Genomic DNA, 15,897 nt, shown 5'->3' on the forward strand with positions numbered 1-15,897 from the left:
CTTACTTCTTCTTGTTAGCGACGGTGCGCTTGGGACCCTTGCGGGTACGAGCGTTGGTCTTGGAACGCTGACCGCGGACGGGCAGGCCCTTGCGGTGACGCAGGCCGCGGTAGCAGCCGATCTCGGTGAGACGCTTGATGTCCATCGCCACATCACGACGGAGGTCGCCCTCCACAGTGTAGCTGTGGCTGATGATCTCGCGCAGCTTGGCCTCATCGGCCTCAGTCAGATCCTTCACGCGGGTGTCGGGGTTGATACCGGCCTCAGCCAGGATCTTGTTGGCGCTGGTGCGCCCGATACCAAAGATATAGGTAAGGCCGATCTCGACCCGCTTATCCTTGGGCAAATCAATGCCAGCAATACGTGCCATACTGTTTCAGCACCTCCTATTAACCTTGTCTCTGCTTATGCTTGGGGTTTTCGCAAATAACCATGACCTTGCCCTTGCGCTTGATGATCTTGCACTTCTCGCACATGGGCTTCACGGACGGTCTAACTTTCATGTCATTAACCTCCTGTAGAGCCTGATGGCCCCGGTACGGCGGAGGCAAGGCCCCGCTGACCCGCACCGGTCATTGATAGGGTTGGCAGGCCTGAGCCCGCCGGAATGAGCCGGATTACTTGCTTCGCCAAGTGATCCGGCCCCGGGTTACGTCGTAGGGGGACATCTGGACAGTCACCTTATCGCCGGGCAGAATACGGATGAAGTTCATCCGCAGCTTGCCGGAGATGTGGGCCAGAATGATGTGGCCATTTCCGATGTCCACTTTGAAAGTGGTATTGGGAAGGGACTCGGTGACGACGCCCTCCACTTCGATCATATCGTCTTTTGCCAAAGCGTCATACCCTCCTTGACTCCTCAGCTCGGAAAGCGGCCAGCGCCCTCCGCACCTCTCGGTTTGTGATGGGTTCCCCTGTTTGGATCTTCTCCAGAACGGGGTGTTGGAAGTCCCCGGCGTCCACTGTGTGTACGGCTTTCTTTCGCTTGGGGGACTCTGCCTTTCGCCGTCTGCCGTCGCAGAGCAGCAGATAGGGGCCGTCTTGATCCAATACGCAGAACAGCTGCCCCTTGTCATGCCCTGCCAGTGAGCGGACGATCCGCGGATACTCCGCCGCCATACTCAGTCCTCCGCCACGGTGAGCACTTCAGGCTCTCCATCGGTGATGAGAATGGTGTTTTCATAGTGGGCGGTCATGCTGCCGTCGGCGGACACGGTGGTCCAGCCGTCTTTCAGCACCTTCACCCGCCAGTCGCCGGCGCACACCATGGGTTCCACCGCGATGGTCATACCCGACTGGAGCCGGGGACCATGTCCGGCAGGTCCGTAGTTGGGCACCTCCGGAGCCTCGTGGAGCTTGGCGCCCACACCGTGGCCCACAAAGTCCCGCACCACGGAGAAGCCATTGGCTTCCACATACTGCTGGACGGCATGGGAGATGTCGTACACCCGCTTGCCCGGCCGGGCCAGACGGATCCCCTCCCAGAAGCTCTGCTCGGTGACCCGAATGAGCCGCATCGCCTCGTCGCTCACCTCGCCGCAGGGGAAGGTGGCGGCACAGTCGCCGTGAAAACCGTCAAGATAGGCGCCTACGTCAATGGAGACGATGTCGCCCTCCTGCAGCTTCCGGGGACCGGGAATTCCGTGGATGACCTGCTCATTGATGGAAATGCAGGCGGAGCCGGAAAAGCCGCCGTATCCCAAAAAAGAGGGCTTGGCTCCGTGACTTTCAATAAATTTGCGGACCGCGGTGTCGATCTCATGGGTGGTGACGCCGGGCCGCACCATGGAACCGGCCAGCGCCCGGGCCTGGGCGGTCAGCCGCCCGGCCCGGCGCATCAGCTCGATTTCACGGGGAGATTTCAGTGAGATCATTTCCATCTCAAATCACTTCCCCAGCAGTTCCATGATCTCTTCGTTGGTCTCCTCGATCCCGCCCAGGTCAGGCACGCTCATCAGCACGCCGTGCGCCTGGTAGTAGTCCTTGAGGGGCTCGGTCTCGTTGTGGTAGACCTCCAGGCGGTGCTTAACCGTCTCAGGCAGATCGTCCTTACGCTGCTCCAGTTCGCCGCCGCACTTGTCGCAGACACCCTCCTGCTTGGGAGGGGCGGCCACAATGTGGTAGGTGGCGCCGCAGGTGTGGCAGGTCCGGCGGCCCGTCATGCGGGCCTCGATGACGCTGTCAGCGATCTCCAGGGAAAGCACCGCATCAAAGTGGATGCCGTGGGCATCCAGAGCCTCGGCCTGAGCGATGGTGCGGGGCACGCCGTCCAGAATGAAGCCATTGGCGCAATCGCTCTCGGCCAGCCGCTCCTGGATGATGCCGATGATAACTTCATCGGGAACCAGCTTGCCGGCGTCCATATAGCTCTTGGCCTCCAGCCCGATGGGGGTGCCGGCCTTGACGGCGGCCCGGAGGATGTTACCGGTGGAGATGGTGGGGATGCCCAGCTTCTTGCTGATAATCTCAGCCTGGGTACCCTTTCCGGCGCCGGGGGCGCCCAGAAGAATGATTTTCATTTTCCTTCGCCCCTTACTCCAGGAAGCCCTTGTAGTGGCGCATCATCATCTGAGCCTCCATCGCCTTGGTAGTCTCCAGAGCAACGCCCACCACGATGATGACGGAAGTACCGCCGATGGCCAGGCTGCTGACGCCGATGATGGCGCCGGTGACAATGGGAGCGATGGCAATAATGGCCAGATACAGGGCACCAAACATGGTGATCTTACCCAGAACCTTGTGGATAAAGTCGGCGGTGGGCTTGCCGGGACGGAAGCCGGGGATAAAGCCGCCGTTCTTCTTGAGATTGTTGGCCACTTCCACGGGATTGAACTGCATGGTGGAATAGAAGTAGCTGAAGCCAACGATCAGCAGGAAATAAACGATGATATAAACAGCGCTGGTGGTGTTGAACACACTGAGGAACACGCCCCAGCCGCCCTCGCTGTTGGCGCTCTTGCCGAAGAACATACCGATGGTGGCAGGCAGAGAGGCAATGGCCTGAGCGAAGATGATGGGCATAACGCCGCTCATGTTCACCTTCAGGGGGATGTGGCTGGACTGGCCGCCGTACATCTTACGGCCCACCACCCGCTTGGCATACTGGACGGGGATGCGGCGCTCGGAGTTCTGGATGAACACGATGAGCACCACAATGGCCAGCATACCGATGACGATGAGGATGGCGCCCCACCAGGGCAGATTGAAGATACCCTCGCCGGTGATGCCGTTGAGGTTATTCATGATGCCGGCGTAGATGGTGGCGACCATGCTGGGCACCCGGGACAGGATGCCGGCGAACAGGATGATGGAGATGCCGTTGCCGATGCCGAACTCGGTGATCTGCTCACCCAGCCACATAACAAAGGCGGAACCGGCGGTAAAGCACAGAATGATCACAACGGCCACCCACCAGCCGGGCAGACCGGCGGTGTCCAGCAAGATACCGTTGTTGGTGCTGGCGACCAGGGTATAGTAGCCCAGGCCCTGCAGGATAGCGATAGCCACGGTCACGTAACGGGTGATGGCCGCGATCTTCTTCCGCCCCTCCTCGCCGCCGTCCCGCTGGAGACGCTCCAGGGCGGGGATGGCCACGGTGAGCAGCTGGATGATGATGGAGCTGTTGATATACGGCTGTACGCCCAGGGCAAAAACGGCGGCCATGGAGAAGGCGGTGCCGTTCATGGTGCCCAGCAGGGAGAAAATACCGCCCATGCTGTTCAGGGTGTCGCCCAGCAGATCACTGTTGATAAAGGGAACAGGAACCACCGAGCCCAGCCGGAAGATGAGCAGCGCGAAGACGGTAAAAAGGATCTTCTTGCGCAGCTCGGGGATCTTCCACGCGTTACGGATGGTCTCGATCACTTAGACCACCTCGTACTTTCCACCTGCCGCCACGATCTTCTCCTTGGCGGAGGCGGAGAAAGCGGAGGCACGGACGGTCAGCTTCTTGGTCAGGGTGCCGTTGCCCAGCACCTTGTAGCCATACTCACACTTGGAGAGGATGCCCTTCTCCAGCAGGTCGCACACATTGACCACAGCGCCGTCCTCGAACTTGTTCAGAGCGGCAACGTTGATGGCCTCCAGGGGCTTGGCAAAGATGTTGTTGAAGCCCCGCTTGGGGATACGGCGGGTCAGAGGCATCTGGCCGCCTTCAAAACCCACGCGGACGCCGCCGCCGGAACGGGACCACTGGCCCTTCTGACCGCGGCCGGCAGTCTTGCCGTTACCGGAACCGTTGCCGCGGCCCTTGCGGTAAGCCTTGGGGTTGGAACCGGCAGCGGGGGAAAGATCATGCAGATTCATTTCGCGCACCTCCTTACTTTTCCTCGGTCACCTGCAGCAGATAGCCGATGTGGGCAATCTTGCCGCGGGTAGCCTCGTTGTCGGGCTGTACGGTGGTGTCGCCGATGTGGCGCAGCCCCAGAGCCTCGGCGGTGGCCTTATGCTTGGCAATGCGGCCGTTCAGGCTCTTGACCAGCTTGATGTTCAGATTAGCCATGTTCACGGCCCTCCTTAACCTACGATCTCGCTGACGCTCTTGCCGCGGATGCGGGCGACCTCCTCGGGGCCACGGAGAGCCTTCAGGCCCTCGAAGGTGGCGGAGACCACGTTCTGCGGGTTGTTGGAGCGCAGGCACTTGGCGCGGATGTCACGGATGCCGGCGGCCTCCATGACGGCGCGGACGGGGCCGCCGGCGATGATACCGGTACCGGGGGCAGCGGGCTTCAGGAGCACGCGGCCGGCGCCGAACTCGCCAATGACCTCGTGGGGAATGGTAGTGCCGGACAGAGTCACGTTGCACATATTCTTCTTGGCATCCTCGATGCCCTTGCGGATGGCCTCGGGCACCTCAGCGGCCTTGCCCAGGCCGAAGCCCACGCGGCCCTTCTCGTCGCCTACCACCATCAGGGCGGCAAACTTGAAGATACGACCGCCCTTAACGGTCTTGGACACGCGGTTCAGGGCAACCAGCTTCTCGGTGAACTCGCTGGGTTCTCTTTCAAAACGAGCCATTTAATCTTCCTCCTCCCTTAGAACTGCAGGCCGCCCTCACGGGCGCCTTCGGCCAGGGCCTGTACGCGGCCGTGGTAGACGTAACCGCCGCGGTCGAACACGACGTTCTCGATGCCGGCGGCCTTGGCGCGCTCGGCGACAGCCAGGCCAACCTTCTTGGCGGCCTCGCAGTCGGAGCCCTTGCCCTCAAAGCCCTTATCCATGGAGGAAGCGGACACCAGAGTCTTGCCGTTCACATCGTCGATGATCTGGGCATAGATGTTGGTGTTGCTGCGGAACACATTGAGACGGGGACGCTCGGGCGTGCCGGAAATCTTGCCGCGCACTCTCTTGTGGCGCTTAAGCCGCTGAGCGTTGGTATCGGGTCTGTTGATCATAGTGGCACACCTCCTTATTTCTTCTTGACGCCGGTCTTGCCTTCCTTGCGGCGGATGACCTCGTCGGTGTATTTGATGCCCTTGCCCTTATAAGGCTCGGGGGGACGCTTCTCGCGCACTTCGGCGGCGAACTGGCCGACCTTCTGCTTGTCGACGCCGCTGATGACGATCTTGTTGGCGCTGGGGACCTCGATGGTGATGCCGTCGATCTCCTCGACGATCACCTGATGAGAGAAGCCCAGGTTCATGACCAGCTTGTTGCCTTCCTTGGCCACACGGTAGCCGACGCCGTTGACGTCCAGCTCCTTCTTGTAGCCCTCGGTCACGCCCACCACCATGTTGTGCAGCAGGGTGCGGGTCAGGCCGTGGAGGCTGCGGTTCTCCTTCTCGTCATTGGGGCGGGTGACATGGATCACATCGCCCTCCTGGGCAATGTTCATGTTGGGGTGCAGCTGCTGGGTCAGGGTGCCCTTGGGACCCTTCACGGTAACCAGGTTACCGGCTTCGATCTTCACGTCCACACCGGCGGGGATGGAGATCGGCATTCTTCCGATACGAGACATTTTCTACTCTCCCTCCTTACCAGACAAACGCCAGGACCTCGCCGCCGACATGGGCTGCGCGGGCAGCCTTGTCAGTCATGACGCCCTTGGACGTGGACACGATGGCAATACCCAGGCCGTGGAGGACCCGGGGCAGCTCGTCAGCACCGGCATAGACACGCAGGCCGGGCTTGGAAACGCGGCGAAGACCAGTGATGACCTTCTCCTTGCCGGGGTTGTACTTCAGAGTAACGCGGATGACGCCCTGAGTGCCGTCGTCGATCAGCTGGAAGTTCTTGATATAGCCCTCATCCAGCAGGATCTGCGCGATGGACTTCTTCATGTTGGACGCGGGGACGTCCACGGTGTCATGCTTGGCGTTGTTCGCGTTGCGGATGCGGGTCAGCATATCCGCAATGGGGTCTGTGATGTGCATGAGTTTACCCTCCTTTTTGAATTACGGGCCGTGAGAAGACCCGTTAAGGCGGTAAGGTATCGGAGTTCGCGGGGCTCCGACCTTTTAACCGTCTGCCAAGGAATTATTATATCGTGAAAACCCTTCTGTGAAAAGGAAAAAGTGACGTTCCGCCAAACTTTTGGAGGAATGCCCTACCCTACCCCGTGGAGAGGGCGTCACTTATTCATTTTTCACAGTCGGATTGACACAATCTCAGGGTTTTTCTCCTAAACGGAGAATTTTATTTTTTGGACTGCTATGCAGATCCAAAAATCTCAGTACGCAACGCAAGCGCCTGACGTGCTTTCGCACGCCGGGCGCGGGCGCTTGCGTCATTCAGGCTGTCCTGATTACCAGGAGGCCTTCTTCACACCAGGGATCTGGCCCTTGTAGGCCAGCTCGCGGAAGCAGATACGGCAGATGCCGTAGTCCCGCAGATAGGCGTGGGGACGGCCGCAGATCTTGCAGCGATTGTAGCGGCGGGTGGAGAACTTGGGCTCCGCCTGCTGCTTCAGGATCATAGACTTTTTAGCCATTACGTTCTCCTCCTTTAGCGGGCAAAGGGAGCGCCGATCAGGGTCAGCAGCTCTTTGGCCTCTTCGTCGGTCTTGGCGGTGGTGCAGATGACCACGTCCAGGCCGCGGATCTTGTCGATCTTATCGTACTCGATCTCGGGGAAGATCAGCTGCTCCTTGATGCCCAGGGCGTAGTTGCCGCGGCCGTCAAAGGAGTTGCCGTTGATACCCCGGAAGTCACGCACGCGGGGCAGGGCCACGTTGAACAGGCGGTCCAGGAACTCCCACATACGGTCGGCACGCAGGGTGACCTTGGCGCCGATGGGCATACCCTCACGCAGCTTAAAGTTAGCCACGGACTTCTTGGCCTTGGTGATGATGGCCTTCTGGCCGGTGATCTTGGTCAGATCGCCCACAACAGCCTCCAGAACCTTGGCATTGTCGCGGGCCTCGCCGCAGCCGCAGTTGACCACGATCTTGTCGATCTTGGGGATCTGCATGGTGGACTTGTAGCCGAACTTCTGCATCAGAGCAGGAGCGACCTCGGCCTGGTACTTCGCCTTCAGGTTGGGCATTTTCTTATCAGCCATTGTCTATACTCCTCCTCTCTCAGATCTCGGCGCCGCACTTCTTGCAGATGCGGACCTTCTTGCCGTCGGCCAGCAGCTTGTGGGCGGGCCGGGTGGGCTTGTTGCACTTGGGGCAGACGCGCTGCACCTTGCAGGCGTAGATGGGGGCTTCCTTCTTGATGATGCCGCCCTGCTCGCCCTGCTTGCGGGGCTTGGTGTGACGGGAGACCACGTTGATCTTCTCGACGACGACCTTGCCCTCACGGGGCTGTACCTCCAGGACCTTGCCCTGCTTGCCCTTGTCCTTACCGGACAGGACGATGACGGTATCGTCCTTGCGAATGCTCATCTTATTCATGTCTTCTCCTACCCCCTTACAGCACTTCGGGAGCCAGGGACAGGATCTTCATATAATCCTTGTCGCGCAGCTCGCGGGCCACGGGCCCAAAGATACGGGTACCGCGGGGATTCTTGTCGTCCTTGATGAGGACGGCGGCGTTCTCGTCAAAGCGGACGTAGCTGCCGTCAGCGCGGCGGACGCCCTTGGCGGAACGGACGATAACGGCCTTCACGACCTCGCCCTTCTTCACGGTGCCGCCGGGCTGAGCCTTGCGGACGGAAGCCACGATCACGTCGCCGATGTTGCCAAACTTGCGGCTGGAGCCGCCCAGCACGCGGATGGTCTTGATTTCCTTGGCGCCGGTGTTGTCGGCCACCTTCAGATAAGTTTCCTGCTGAATCATACCGGCACCTCCTTACTTCGCCTTCTCGATGATCTCGACGACGCGCCAGCGCTTGTCCTTGGACAGGGGCCGGGTCTCCATGACCCGCACGCGGTCGCCGATACCACACTCGTTGTTCTCGTCGTGGGCCTTCAGCTTGTAAGTGCTCTTGACGATCTTCTTGTACAGGGGGTGGGCCACACGGTCGGCGATGGCCACCACCACGGTCTTGTCCATCTTATCGGAAACCACCAGGCCGACTCTGGTCTTGCGGGAAGAAGTTCTGTTTTCCATGATCTAGTTCCTCCTTCTTATCGGCCTGCGAGCTCAAGCTCACGGATAACGGTCTTGACGCGGGCGATGTCCCGCTTGACCTCAGCGATCTTCACCGGGTTCTCCAGCTGATTGGTAGCGTGCTGAAGACGGAGCTGGAAGAGATCCTTCTTCAGGTCGCCCAGCTTGCTGGTCAGCTCCTCGGCGCTCATCTTACGGATTTCAGTAGCCTTCATCTTCATTCACCACCATTCTCGGTCTCGGCGGTCTGCTTGGTCACAATCTTGCACTTGACAGGCAGCTTGTGAGAAGCCAGACGCAGGGCCTCGCGGGCGACCTCCTCGGAGACGCCGGCGATCTCGAACATAACACGGCCGGGCTTAACCACGGCCACCCAGTACTCAGGGGAGCCCTTACCGGAACCCATTCGGGTCTCAGCGGGCTTCTCAGTGATGGGCTTATCGGGGAAGATCTTGATCCAAACCTTACCGCCACGCTTGGTGTAACGGGTCATGGCGATACGGGCGGCCTCGATCTGGTTGCTGGTGATCCAGCTGGGCTCGGTGGCCTGGAGGCCGAACTCACCGTAGGTCACGGTGTTGCCCTTCAGGGCCTTGCCCTTCAGGCGGCCGCGATGCACGCGGCGATACTTAACGCGCTTGGGCAGCAGCATTACTGAGCGCCTCCTTCCTTGGCAGCGGCAGGACGAGCACCGCCCTGAGGACGGCCGCCCTGGGGACGGTTGTTATTGAAACCACCCTGGCGGTTGCCGCCGTTGCGGTTGAAGCCACCGTTGCGGTTGAAGCCGCCCTTGCGGTCACCGTCGCGGCGATCGCGGCGGGGACGGTCGGAGCGCTCCTTGAAGTTCTTGGTGTCCAGGGTGCGGGGGGTGGTACGCAGGGTCTGAGTGAGCACCTCGCCCTTGTAGATCCACACCTTCACGCCGATGCGGCCGTAGGTGGTGGCAGCCTCAGCGAAGCCGTAGTCGATGTCGGCGCGCAGGGTCTGCAGGGGGATGGTGCCGTCGTGATAGTGCTCGGTGCGGGCGATCTCGGCGCCGCCCAGACGGCCGGACACCTGAGTCTTGATGCCCCGGGCGCCGATGCGCATGGCGCGGCCCATGGCGTTCTTCATGGCGCGGCGGAAGCCGATGCGCTTCTCCAGCTGCTGGGCGATGTTCTCGGCCACCAGCTGAGCGTCCATGTCGGGGCTCTTGACTTCAACGATGTTGAGGGCCACGCTCTTGCCGATCATCTTCTCCACCTTCAGGCGCAGGGCCTCGATGGCCTCGCCGCCCTTACCGATGACCACACCGGGACGGGCACAGTGCAGGTAGATGCGCACCTTGGCGTTGTCGCGCTCGATCTCGATCTTGGGGATACCGGCGGAATACAGGGTCTTCTTCAGGTAGTCCCGGATCTTCTTGTCCTCCACCAGCAGGTCGCCCACCTTCTCGTTGCGGGCATACCAGCGGGAGTCCCAATCCTTAATGACACCCACGCGCAGGCCGTGGGGATTCACTTTCTGTCCCATATTCTTCCTCCTCCCTTAGCGCTCAGCCACGCAGATGGTGATGTGAGAAGTGCGCTTGTTGATCCGATAGGCGCGGCCCTGAGCCCGGGGACGCATCCGCTTGATGATGGGGCCGGGGCAGGCGAACACCTGGGAAACATACAGCTTCTCGGGGTCCATCTGATGGTTGTTCTCCGCGTTGGCAGCGGCGCTCTTGAGGAGCTTGAGCAGCAGCTCGGAGGCAGCCTTGGGGGTGGCCATCAGGATGGCGGTGGCCTGGGCTACGCTCTTGCCGCGGATCAGGTCACAGACGATCTGGACCTTACGGGGAGAGATACGGGTATATCTCAGATGTGCTTTAGCTTCCATGTTCTCTCTCCTCCTTACTTACCAGACTTGGCGCCGGCGTGGCCGCGGAAGGTACGGGTGGGGGCGAACTCGCCCAGCTTGTGGCCAACCATATCCTCGGTCACATAGACGGGAACGTGCTTGCGGCCGTCGTGCACGGCAAAGGTGTGTCCGACGAAGGAGGGGAAGATGGTGGAGGCGCGGCTCCAGGTCTTCAGGACCTTCTTCTCGCCGGTCTGATTCATTTCGTCGACCCGCTTCAGCAGCTCGGGGGCGCAAAAGGGGCCTTTCTTGATACTTCTGCTCATCTTTTACTGCCTCCCTTACTTCGCGTTGCGGTGCTTGACGATGAACTTCTCGGTGCGGTTCTTCAGCTTGCGGGTCTTGTAACCCATAGCAGGCTTGCCCCAGGGGGTAACAGGGCCGGGACGACCGACGGGGCTCTTGCCCTCGCCGCCGCCGTGGGGGTGGTCATTGGGGTTCATGACGGAACCACGCACGGTGGGCCGCCAACCCATATGACGCTTACGGCCGGCCTTACCGATCTGGATGTTGGCCCAGTCGGTGTTACCGACCTGGCCGATGGTGGCCTTGCAGTTTTCGCGGATATAACGCACCTCGCCGGAGGGCAGGCGGACCTGAGCCATGCCGTTCTCCTTGGCCATCAGCTGAGCGGCCTCGCCGGCGGCGCGGACCAGCTGAGCGCCCTTGCCGGGGTACAGCTCCACGCAGTGGATCATTTCACCCACGGGGATGTTGGCGATGGGCAGACAGTTGCCGGGCAGGATGTCGGCGTCGGGGCCGGTCATGATGATGTGGCCGGACTTCAGGCCCACAGGAGCCAGGATATAGCGCTTCTCGCCATCCTCATACTGGATGAGGGCGATGTTGGCGGAACGGTTGGGATCGTACTGCAGGTTGATCACAGTAGCGGTACCTTCCTTGTCGCGCTTGAAGTCGATGATGCGGTACTTCTTCTTGTTGCCGCCGCCGCGATGGCGGACGGTGATGCGGCCGTAGCTGTTGCGGCCGGCATTCTTCTTCAGGTTCTCCAGCAGGCTGCGCTCGGGCTTGGCCTTCTTGTCGATGCCCTCGAAGGCGCTCACGGTCATGTGGCGACGGGAGGGCGTAGTGGGCTTATAAGTTTTGATAGCCATTGTTCCTTATCCTCCTTACACCATGCCCTCGAAGAACTCGATGGTCTTGGAGTCCTCGGTCAGGGTAACCATAGCCTTCTTCCAGTTGGCGCGGCGGCCAGCGGGGAAACGGCCGGTGCGCTTGGCCTTGCCCTGCATATTCAGGGTGTTGACCTTGGCGACCTTCACGCCGAAGATCTCCTCGACGGCCTTGGCGATCTCGATCTTGTTCGCGCTCTTGGCCACCTCGAAGGTATACTTCTTGGCCTCGGTCTCGGCCATGGACTGCTCGGTGATGATGGGGCGCTTGATGATATCATAAGCGGTGGTAGCCATTACGCAAACACCTCCTCGATGACGGCCAGAGCGGCCTTATCTACGATAAACTTGCCAGCGTTCACGATGTCGTACACGCTGAGGATCTTGGCGGTGGTGGTCACCACGCCGGGGATGTTGCGGGCGGACTTGATGACGGTCTCGTTGACCTCGGGGGTCACGATGACGGCCTTCTTGGCGCCCACGGTGCTCAGGAAGCCCTGCATGGTCTTGGTCTTGATGGCGTCCATGTTCAGGCTGTCCACAACCACAATGTCGCCGGAGGCGGCCTTGGCGGACAGAGCGGACTTCAGAGCCAGACGCTTGACCTTCTTGTTCAGCACGTAGCTGTAGTCGCGGGGCTTGGGAGCAAAAACGATACCGCCGTGAGTCCACTGGGGAGCGCGGGTGGAACCCTGACGGGCACGGCCGGTGCCCTTCTGACGCCAGGGCTTGATGCCGCCGCCGGAAACCTCGGCGCGGGTCAGAGCGGACTGGGTGCCCTGACGGCAGTTGGCCAGGTGGTTCTTGACCACCTCGTGGACAACGGTCTGATTGGGCTCGATCCCGAACACAGCTTCGGAGAGCTCCACTTCGCCGACCTGATTGCCGGCCATGTTCACAAGAATTGCCTTAGGCATTTGAGTTCTCTCCTTTCTTACTTGTTACGGGCGGAAGCCTTCTGGGGATTGACGCGGGCGGAAGCCTTCTGCGGGTTGCTGGAGATGCCGGCAGCGGCGCCCTTCTCCTTCACGTTGATCACGGAGTTGCGCAGGTACACAATGCCGCCCTTGGGGCCGGGGATGGCGCCGCGGACAGCGATGATGCCCAGCTCGGAGTCAACCTTGATGACGTCCAGGTTCAGAACAGTGACCTGCTCGTTACCCATCTGGCCGGCGCCGATCTTACCCTTGAAGATACGGGAGGGATCGGTGCTGGAGCCCATGGAGCCGGCGTGACGGTGCACAGGGCCGGTACCGTGGGATTCCTTCAGGCGGGCGGCGCCGTGACGCTTGATAACGCCCTGGTAGCCGTGGCCCTTGCTGATGCCGGTCACGTCCACGCGGTCGCCCTCGGCGAACACGTCGACCTTGACCTCGTCGCCCACGTTCAGGGCGTCGCAGTCAGCCAGCTTGAACTCCTTCAGGGTGCGCTTGCGGGCCTCGCCAGCCTTCTTCAGGTGACCCAGCTCAGGCTTGGTGAGCTTCTTGTCGGCTACGTCGCCGTAGCCCAGCTGAACAGCGTTGTAGCCGTCCTTCTCCTCGGTCTTCTTCTGCACCACGGTGCAGGGGCCCGCCTCGATGACGGTGACCGGGATGACCTTGCCGGCTTCGTCGAAGATCTGCGTCATGCCGACCTTCTTGCCGATAATGGCCTTTTCCATGTTTTTTCCTCCTTAATAAGGTTATTGGTTGGGCGAGTTAGCCCTCATCACGCCTCGCCTGTTCGCAACGCGGTCACTGTTCACCGCTCCGCGAAAAATGCCGCTCCGCCTTCGGCGTCGCCTGTTTTTTCGTCTGTGCGGTTCACTGTGCCGCTGCTCACAACGGCTCGGACGCTTGGCTATTGCTCGGCCAACTTGACCCGTCCGCCTCAAAACGCGGCGGACTGCGGTACAAACAAAGGAATGGATTGCTGTCTCTTACAGCTTGATCTCGATCTCCACACCGGCGGGGAGCTCCAGGCTCATCAGGGCCTCGACGGTCTTGGGAGAGGGCTTGAGGATGTCGATCAGGCGCTTGTGAGTGCGGCGCTCGAACTGCTCGCGGGAGTCCTTGTACTTATGGACGGCGCGCAGGATGGTGACGACTTCCTTCTTGGTGGGCAGGGGGATGGGGCCGGACACGGAAGCGCCGGTGCGCTTGGCGGTCTCAACGATCTTCTCAGCGCTCTGGTCGATGAGCTGATGATCGTAGGCCTTCAGACGGATGCGGATCATTTCTTTCTGAGCTGCCATGGTGTTTGTTCCTCCTTAAACATACGAAGTGGTGCGCTTTCGCCGGGTCCACGGGGCTAAAAGCGCGGTGTCTTTCCTCGCTTCGTACGGTGAGAGATTTCAGTACACGTTTCCGTGCGTATCACTCCGTGACATGAAGAAAACCGGCACAAGCAGGCCGGTTTTACCCATACATGGCGATATACGCCGTGTACAGATCCCTCAGCCGCCCGATTCTAGCTCGGACATACTCCGCGGAAGTTACCTCATTGCTGAGCAATCTCCCGCATCATCGCAGACTGCGCCCCAAACAGGCGCTTGATTATGATACTCTAAAACCCATGTCCTGTCAAGAGCTTTCCCGGTTTTTTTGAAAATTTTTTTGTCTTTTCCGGGACAGGCCGGAAAAGAGCCACCTGTCCCAGCAGCAAAAGCACCGGCAGAATGGAATAGTGGTACCGACCCGCCACCTCCACCAGCATCTGGGCGCAGGTCAGTCCCAGCACATAGAGTGGCAGCAGCACCAGAGCGAAGCGCTCCCGGTTGCGCCACAGCCGGGCCAATCCAGCCCCTGCCAGCATCAGAATGGCATAATAGAATCCGTTGCAGGCCAGGGCAAACAGTTTGGTGTGGCGCACTACGCTGCCCACATAGCCCACGCAGGCATGGTCGGAGCCCAGAAAGGCCCGCAGCTTGTCTCCCATCAGGGGCAGCAGTTCTACCTCTCCGGAGGTGATACGGTCTTTGGCCGCCTTCAGCGCCCCCTCCTGAGCCTGCTGGGCGGTGGTCCCCGGCGCATCGCTGAGAGAAAAGAGCAGATTGCTGTCCTCCCAGTTCCAGGCCCCGCCGGAGTTTTGGTTGAAGCCCACCAGCACACTGTAGCCCGGCGTGGTGGAGGGCTCCTCCCCAATACGGCGGGTCAAATGGGCCTGCCACAGCGGGCCGGTAATGGCATAGACCGCCAGCAGGGTGGCCAGCAACCCCAGCCAGTACCGCCGGGATTCTCCCAGCAGCCATTCCTCCGGCTTCAGCACCAGGCGCCAGATCAGCAGAGCGATGATCACCACCGCCGCAATGGGACGCACTCCATTGAACCACCGCAGCACCAGCCCTGTTGCCGCCCCCCGCAGGATGGGCCGTCCCCCCTCCCCTGCCGTCAGCAGCACCAGGGCTCCCAGCATCAGAGTGGTATAGAGTGGCTCGGACAGAACCAGACTATTATAAATGGTCTGGGAGGGGCAGGCGATCCACAGCAGATAGCCAGAGATCCCCGCAGGCAATCCCCACCACCGCCGCCCCAGCAGGAAAAGGAAGCTGCCGGAGACACCGGTGAGGACCACATTGAGCACCTGGGCCAGCAGTTCCCCCGGCCCCAACAGGCGGATGAACCAGCTGAGGAAGGAGGAATAGCCGAAGATATGAGGGAAGAGGGCCATATAACGCCCGCCCTCCAGTACCGGCTGCTGGGCCAATGCGTTGGCATAGCCCCGGAAGGTGGCGTAATCCCCGGAGGGAGTTATCCGTACCAGGAGCACCCAGGCCCCCTTGACCGCCAGACAGAGCAGGGTAAGCACCAGCCAGATCCTGACCGCCCCCAACCGCTCCAGCCAATGGCACAGCCGCGGCAGCTCCTTCCAGCACACGATCAGGATGAGGGCTGCCAGCATCAGGGCCTTCCAGGACTCCCTGTTCTGTCCCACTCCCAACACCATCCCACCGAGCAGCAGGGCCAGAGTCAGCCCCAGCATGATCCTTGTCAAAAGATCGGCTCCTGCCGTCAAACGCCGTTCCATAGCCTTTGCCCCCTCCTAACCTTACATTTTTTAGTTTTGTCCTATGATAGGACAACTCAGGACGGTTTTCAGTATAACGTTGTGGTTGTCCTATGTCAAGACAAAAGGAGGTGTGTTCCAATGGCCAGGATCATCGACGGAATCGCAAAAAATCTGGTGGGTGAGCAGGTGCGGGCCCTGCGCATCAAGCGGGGCATGAGCCAGCAGGCCCTGTCCGACAAACTGGAAACCATGGCGATCTATGTCTGCCGGGGTTCGGTCTCCCGGATCGAGGACCGGCAGCGCACGGTCACCGATATCGAACTATACGGCCTGTCCCAGGTGCTGGGGGTGCCCATCGCCCAGCTCTTTGGTCCCGACGAGCAATAAAAGAGGAGCTCCCGACG

At 60.7% G+C, this 15,897-nt stretch carries 30 protein-coding genes; 1 reads left to right on the plus strand and 29 read right to left on the minus strand.

Annotation, left to right across the window (positions count from 1 at the left end; translation table 11 throughout):
• Position 1: 1 nt before the first annotated feature.
• The 29 genes from rpsM to WHJ28_RS08570 form a co-directional block, all read right to left on the minus strand.
• Positions 2-370: a 30S ribosomal protein S13 gene (gene rpsM, locus WHJ28_RS08430; protein WP_087187801.1), complete on the minus strand. Its 369-nt coding sequence runs from the start codon at positions 368-370 to the stop codon at positions 2-4.
• A gap of 19 nt (positions 371-389) precedes the next feature.
• The gene (gene rpmJ, locus WHJ28_RS08435) at positions 390-503 is read right to left on the minus strand and encodes a 50S ribosomal protein L36 (protein WP_006573428.1); all 114 of its coding nucleotides are present in this window, start codon (positions 501-503) and stop codon (positions 390-392) included.
• A gap of 114 nt (positions 504-617) precedes the next feature.
• Positions 618-836, minus strand: a complete 219-nt coding sequence (gene infA, locus WHJ28_RS08440) for a translation initiation factor IF-1 (protein ID WP_087343141.1) — start codon at positions 834-836, stop codon at positions 618-620.
• A 4-nt stretch (positions 837-840) separates the two neighbouring features.
• Positions 841-1,119: a KOW domain-containing RNA-binding protein gene (locus tag WHJ28_RS08445; protein WP_340041612.1), complete on the minus strand. Its 279-nt coding sequence runs from the start codon at positions 1,117-1,119 to the stop codon at positions 841-843.
• 2 nt (positions 1,120-1,121) lie between these two features.
• Positions 1,122-1,874, minus strand: coding sequence for a type I methionyl aminopeptidase (gene map, locus WHJ28_RS08450; RefSeq protein WP_340041864.1), 753 nt, complete (start codon positions 1,872-1,874; stop codon positions 1,122-1,124).
• A gap of 12 nt (positions 1,875-1,886) precedes the next feature.
• Complete coding sequence (locus WHJ28_RS08455; protein ID WP_340041615.1) at positions 1,887-2,519, minus strand: adenylate kinase; 633 nt, start codon at positions 2,517-2,519, stop codon at positions 1,887-1,889.
• Positions 2,520-2,532: 13 nt separating this feature from the next.
• Entirely contained in the window at positions 2,533-3,864 is a 1,332-nt protein-coding gene (gene secY, locus WHJ28_RS08460) for a preprotein translocase subunit SecY (protein ID WP_340041617.1), read from the minus strand.
• Complete coding sequence (gene rplO / locus WHJ28_RS08465; RefSeq protein ID WP_340041620.1) at positions 3,865-4,305, minus strand: 50S ribosomal protein L15; 441 nt, start codon at positions 4,303-4,305, stop codon at positions 3,865-3,867.
• A gap of 13 nt (positions 4,306-4,318) precedes the next feature.
• A complete protein-coding gene (rpmD, locus tag WHJ28_RS08470) occupies positions 4,319-4,501 on the minus strand; it encodes a 50S ribosomal protein L30 (RefSeq protein ID WP_087187796.1) in 183 nt (60 codons plus the stop codon).
• Between the two features lie 14 nt (positions 4,502-4,515).
• Positions 4,516-5,016 (minus strand): 30S ribosomal protein S5, encoded by a 501-nt coding sequence (gene rpsE / locus WHJ28_RS08475; protein WP_087328901.1) that lies wholly within the window; start codon positions 5,014-5,016, stop codon positions 4,516-4,518.
• Between the two features lie 17 nt (positions 5,017-5,033).
• Positions 5,034-5,393 (minus strand): 50S ribosomal protein L18, encoded by a 360-nt coding sequence (gene rplR / locus WHJ28_RS08480; protein WP_340041624.1) that lies wholly within the window; start codon positions 5,391-5,393, stop codon positions 5,034-5,036.
• 14 nt (positions 5,394-5,407) lie between these two features.
• Positions 5,408-5,956, minus strand: coding sequence for a 50S ribosomal protein L6 (gene rplF / locus WHJ28_RS08485; protein WP_340041626.1), 549 nt, complete (start codon positions 5,954-5,956; stop codon positions 5,408-5,410).
• Positions 5,957-5,972: 16 nt separating this feature from the next.
• Positions 5,973-6,371 (minus strand): 30S ribosomal protein S8, encoded by a 399-nt coding sequence (gene rpsH, locus WHJ28_RS08490; RefSeq protein WP_007494638.1) that lies wholly within the window; start codon positions 6,369-6,371, stop codon positions 5,973-5,975.
• A 371-nt stretch (positions 6,372-6,742) separates the two neighbouring features.
• Positions 6,743-6,928, minus strand: a complete 186-nt coding sequence (locus WHJ28_RS08495) for a type Z 30S ribosomal protein S14 (protein ID WP_006573415.1) — start codon at positions 6,926-6,928, stop codon at positions 6,743-6,745.
• A gap of 14 nt (positions 6,929-6,942) precedes the next feature.
• On the minus strand, positions 6,943-7,497 hold the full coding sequence (gene rplE, locus WHJ28_RS08500; protein ID WP_340041640.1) for a 50S ribosomal protein L5: 555 nt from the start codon (positions 7,495-7,497) through the stop codon (positions 6,943-6,945).
• A 19-nt stretch (positions 7,498-7,516) separates the two neighbouring features.
• A complete protein-coding gene (gene rplX / locus WHJ28_RS08505; RefSeq protein WP_340041643.1) occupies positions 7,517-7,834 on the minus strand; it encodes a 50S ribosomal protein L24 in 318 nt (105 codons plus the stop codon).
• 16 nt (positions 7,835-7,850) lie between these two features.
• Positions 7,851-8,219 carry a 50S ribosomal protein L14 gene (rplN, locus tag WHJ28_RS08510; RefSeq protein WP_087187790.1) on the minus strand — a complete coding sequence of 123 codons (369 nt, stop codon included), beginning with the start codon at positions 8,217-8,219 and terminating at the stop codon, positions 7,851-7,853.
• Between the two features lie 12 nt (positions 8,220-8,231).
• Positions 8,232-8,492 (minus strand): 30S ribosomal protein S17, encoded by a 261-nt coding sequence (rpsQ, locus tag WHJ28_RS08515; protein ID WP_050617190.1) that lies wholly within the window; start codon positions 8,490-8,492, stop codon positions 8,232-8,234.
• A gap of 17 nt (positions 8,493-8,509) precedes the next feature.
• Entirely contained in the window at positions 8,510-8,713 is a 204-nt protein-coding gene (gene rpmC, locus WHJ28_RS08520; RefSeq protein ID WP_087335576.1) for a 50S ribosomal protein L29, read from the minus strand.
• Positions 8,710-9,144: a 50S ribosomal protein L16 gene (gene rplP, locus WHJ28_RS08525; RefSeq protein WP_340041651.1), complete on the minus strand. Its 435-nt coding sequence runs from the start codon at positions 9,142-9,144 to the stop codon at positions 8,710-8,712. The genes rpmC and rplP overlap by 4 nt, the downstream gene beginning before the upstream one ends.
• On the minus strand, positions 9,144-10,004 hold the full coding sequence (gene rpsC / locus WHJ28_RS08530; protein WP_340041653.1) for a 30S ribosomal protein S3: 861 nt from the start codon (positions 10,002-10,004) through the stop codon (positions 9,144-9,146). The genes rplP and rpsC overlap by 1 nt, the downstream gene beginning before the upstream one ends.
• Before the next feature lie 15 nt (positions 10,005-10,019).
• On the minus strand, positions 10,020-10,352 hold the full coding sequence (rplV, locus tag WHJ28_RS08535) for a 50S ribosomal protein L22 (protein ID WP_087269173.1): 333 nt from the start codon (positions 10,350-10,352) through the stop codon (positions 10,020-10,022).
• 14 nt (positions 10,353-10,366) lie between these two features.
• Complete coding sequence (gene rpsS / locus WHJ28_RS08540; protein WP_087187785.1) at positions 10,367-10,639, minus strand: 30S ribosomal protein S19; 273 nt, start codon at positions 10,637-10,639, stop codon at positions 10,367-10,369.
• 15 nt (positions 10,640-10,654) lie between these two features.
• Complete coding sequence (gene rplB / locus WHJ28_RS08545) at positions 10,655-11,488, minus strand: 50S ribosomal protein L2 (RefSeq protein WP_340041657.1); 834 nt, start codon at positions 11,486-11,488, stop codon at positions 10,655-10,657.
• A gap of 15 nt (positions 11,489-11,503) precedes the next feature.
• Positions 11,504-11,803, minus strand: coding sequence for a 50S ribosomal protein L23 (rplW, locus tag WHJ28_RS08550; RefSeq protein ID WP_087187783.1), 300 nt, complete (start codon positions 11,801-11,803; stop codon positions 11,504-11,506).
• Complete coding sequence (rplD, locus tag WHJ28_RS08555) at positions 11,803-12,423, minus strand: 50S ribosomal protein L4 (protein ID WP_340041661.1); 621 nt, start codon at positions 12,421-12,423, stop codon at positions 11,803-11,805. Before rplD ends, rplW begins: the two co-directional genes overlap by 1 nt.
• Positions 12,424-12,440: 17 nt before the next feature.
• Positions 12,441-13,166, minus strand: coding sequence for a 50S ribosomal protein L3 (gene rplC / locus WHJ28_RS08560; RefSeq protein ID WP_340041664.1), 726 nt, complete (start codon positions 13,164-13,166; stop codon positions 12,441-12,443).
• A gap of 258 nt (positions 13,167-13,424) precedes the next feature.
• Positions 13,425-13,739: a 30S ribosomal protein S10 gene (rpsJ, locus tag WHJ28_RS08565; RefSeq protein ID WP_006573401.1), complete on the minus strand. Its 315-nt coding sequence runs from the start codon at positions 13,737-13,739 to the stop codon at positions 13,425-13,427.
• 311 nt (positions 13,740-14,050) lie between these two features.
• Entirely contained in the window at positions 14,051-15,511 is a 1,461-nt protein-coding gene (locus WHJ28_RS08570; RefSeq protein ID WP_340041673.1) for a hypothetical protein, read from the minus strand.
• Between the two features lie 120 nt (positions 15,512-15,631).
• On the opposite strand from WHJ28_RS08570, the gene WHJ28_RS08575 reads away from it, so the two are divergent.
• Positions 15,632-15,880 (plus strand): helix-turn-helix domain-containing protein, encoded by a 249-nt coding sequence (locus WHJ28_RS08575; protein ID WP_340041675.1) that lies wholly within the window; start codon positions 15,632-15,634, stop codon positions 15,878-15,880.
• Positions 15,881-15,897: the final 17 nt, after the last annotated feature.

The sequence above is a fragment of the Flavonifractor porci genome (assembly GCF_037572415.1).
GTDB lineage: Bacteria > Bacillota > Clostridia > Oscillospirales > Oscillospiraceae > Flavonifractor > Flavonifractor porci.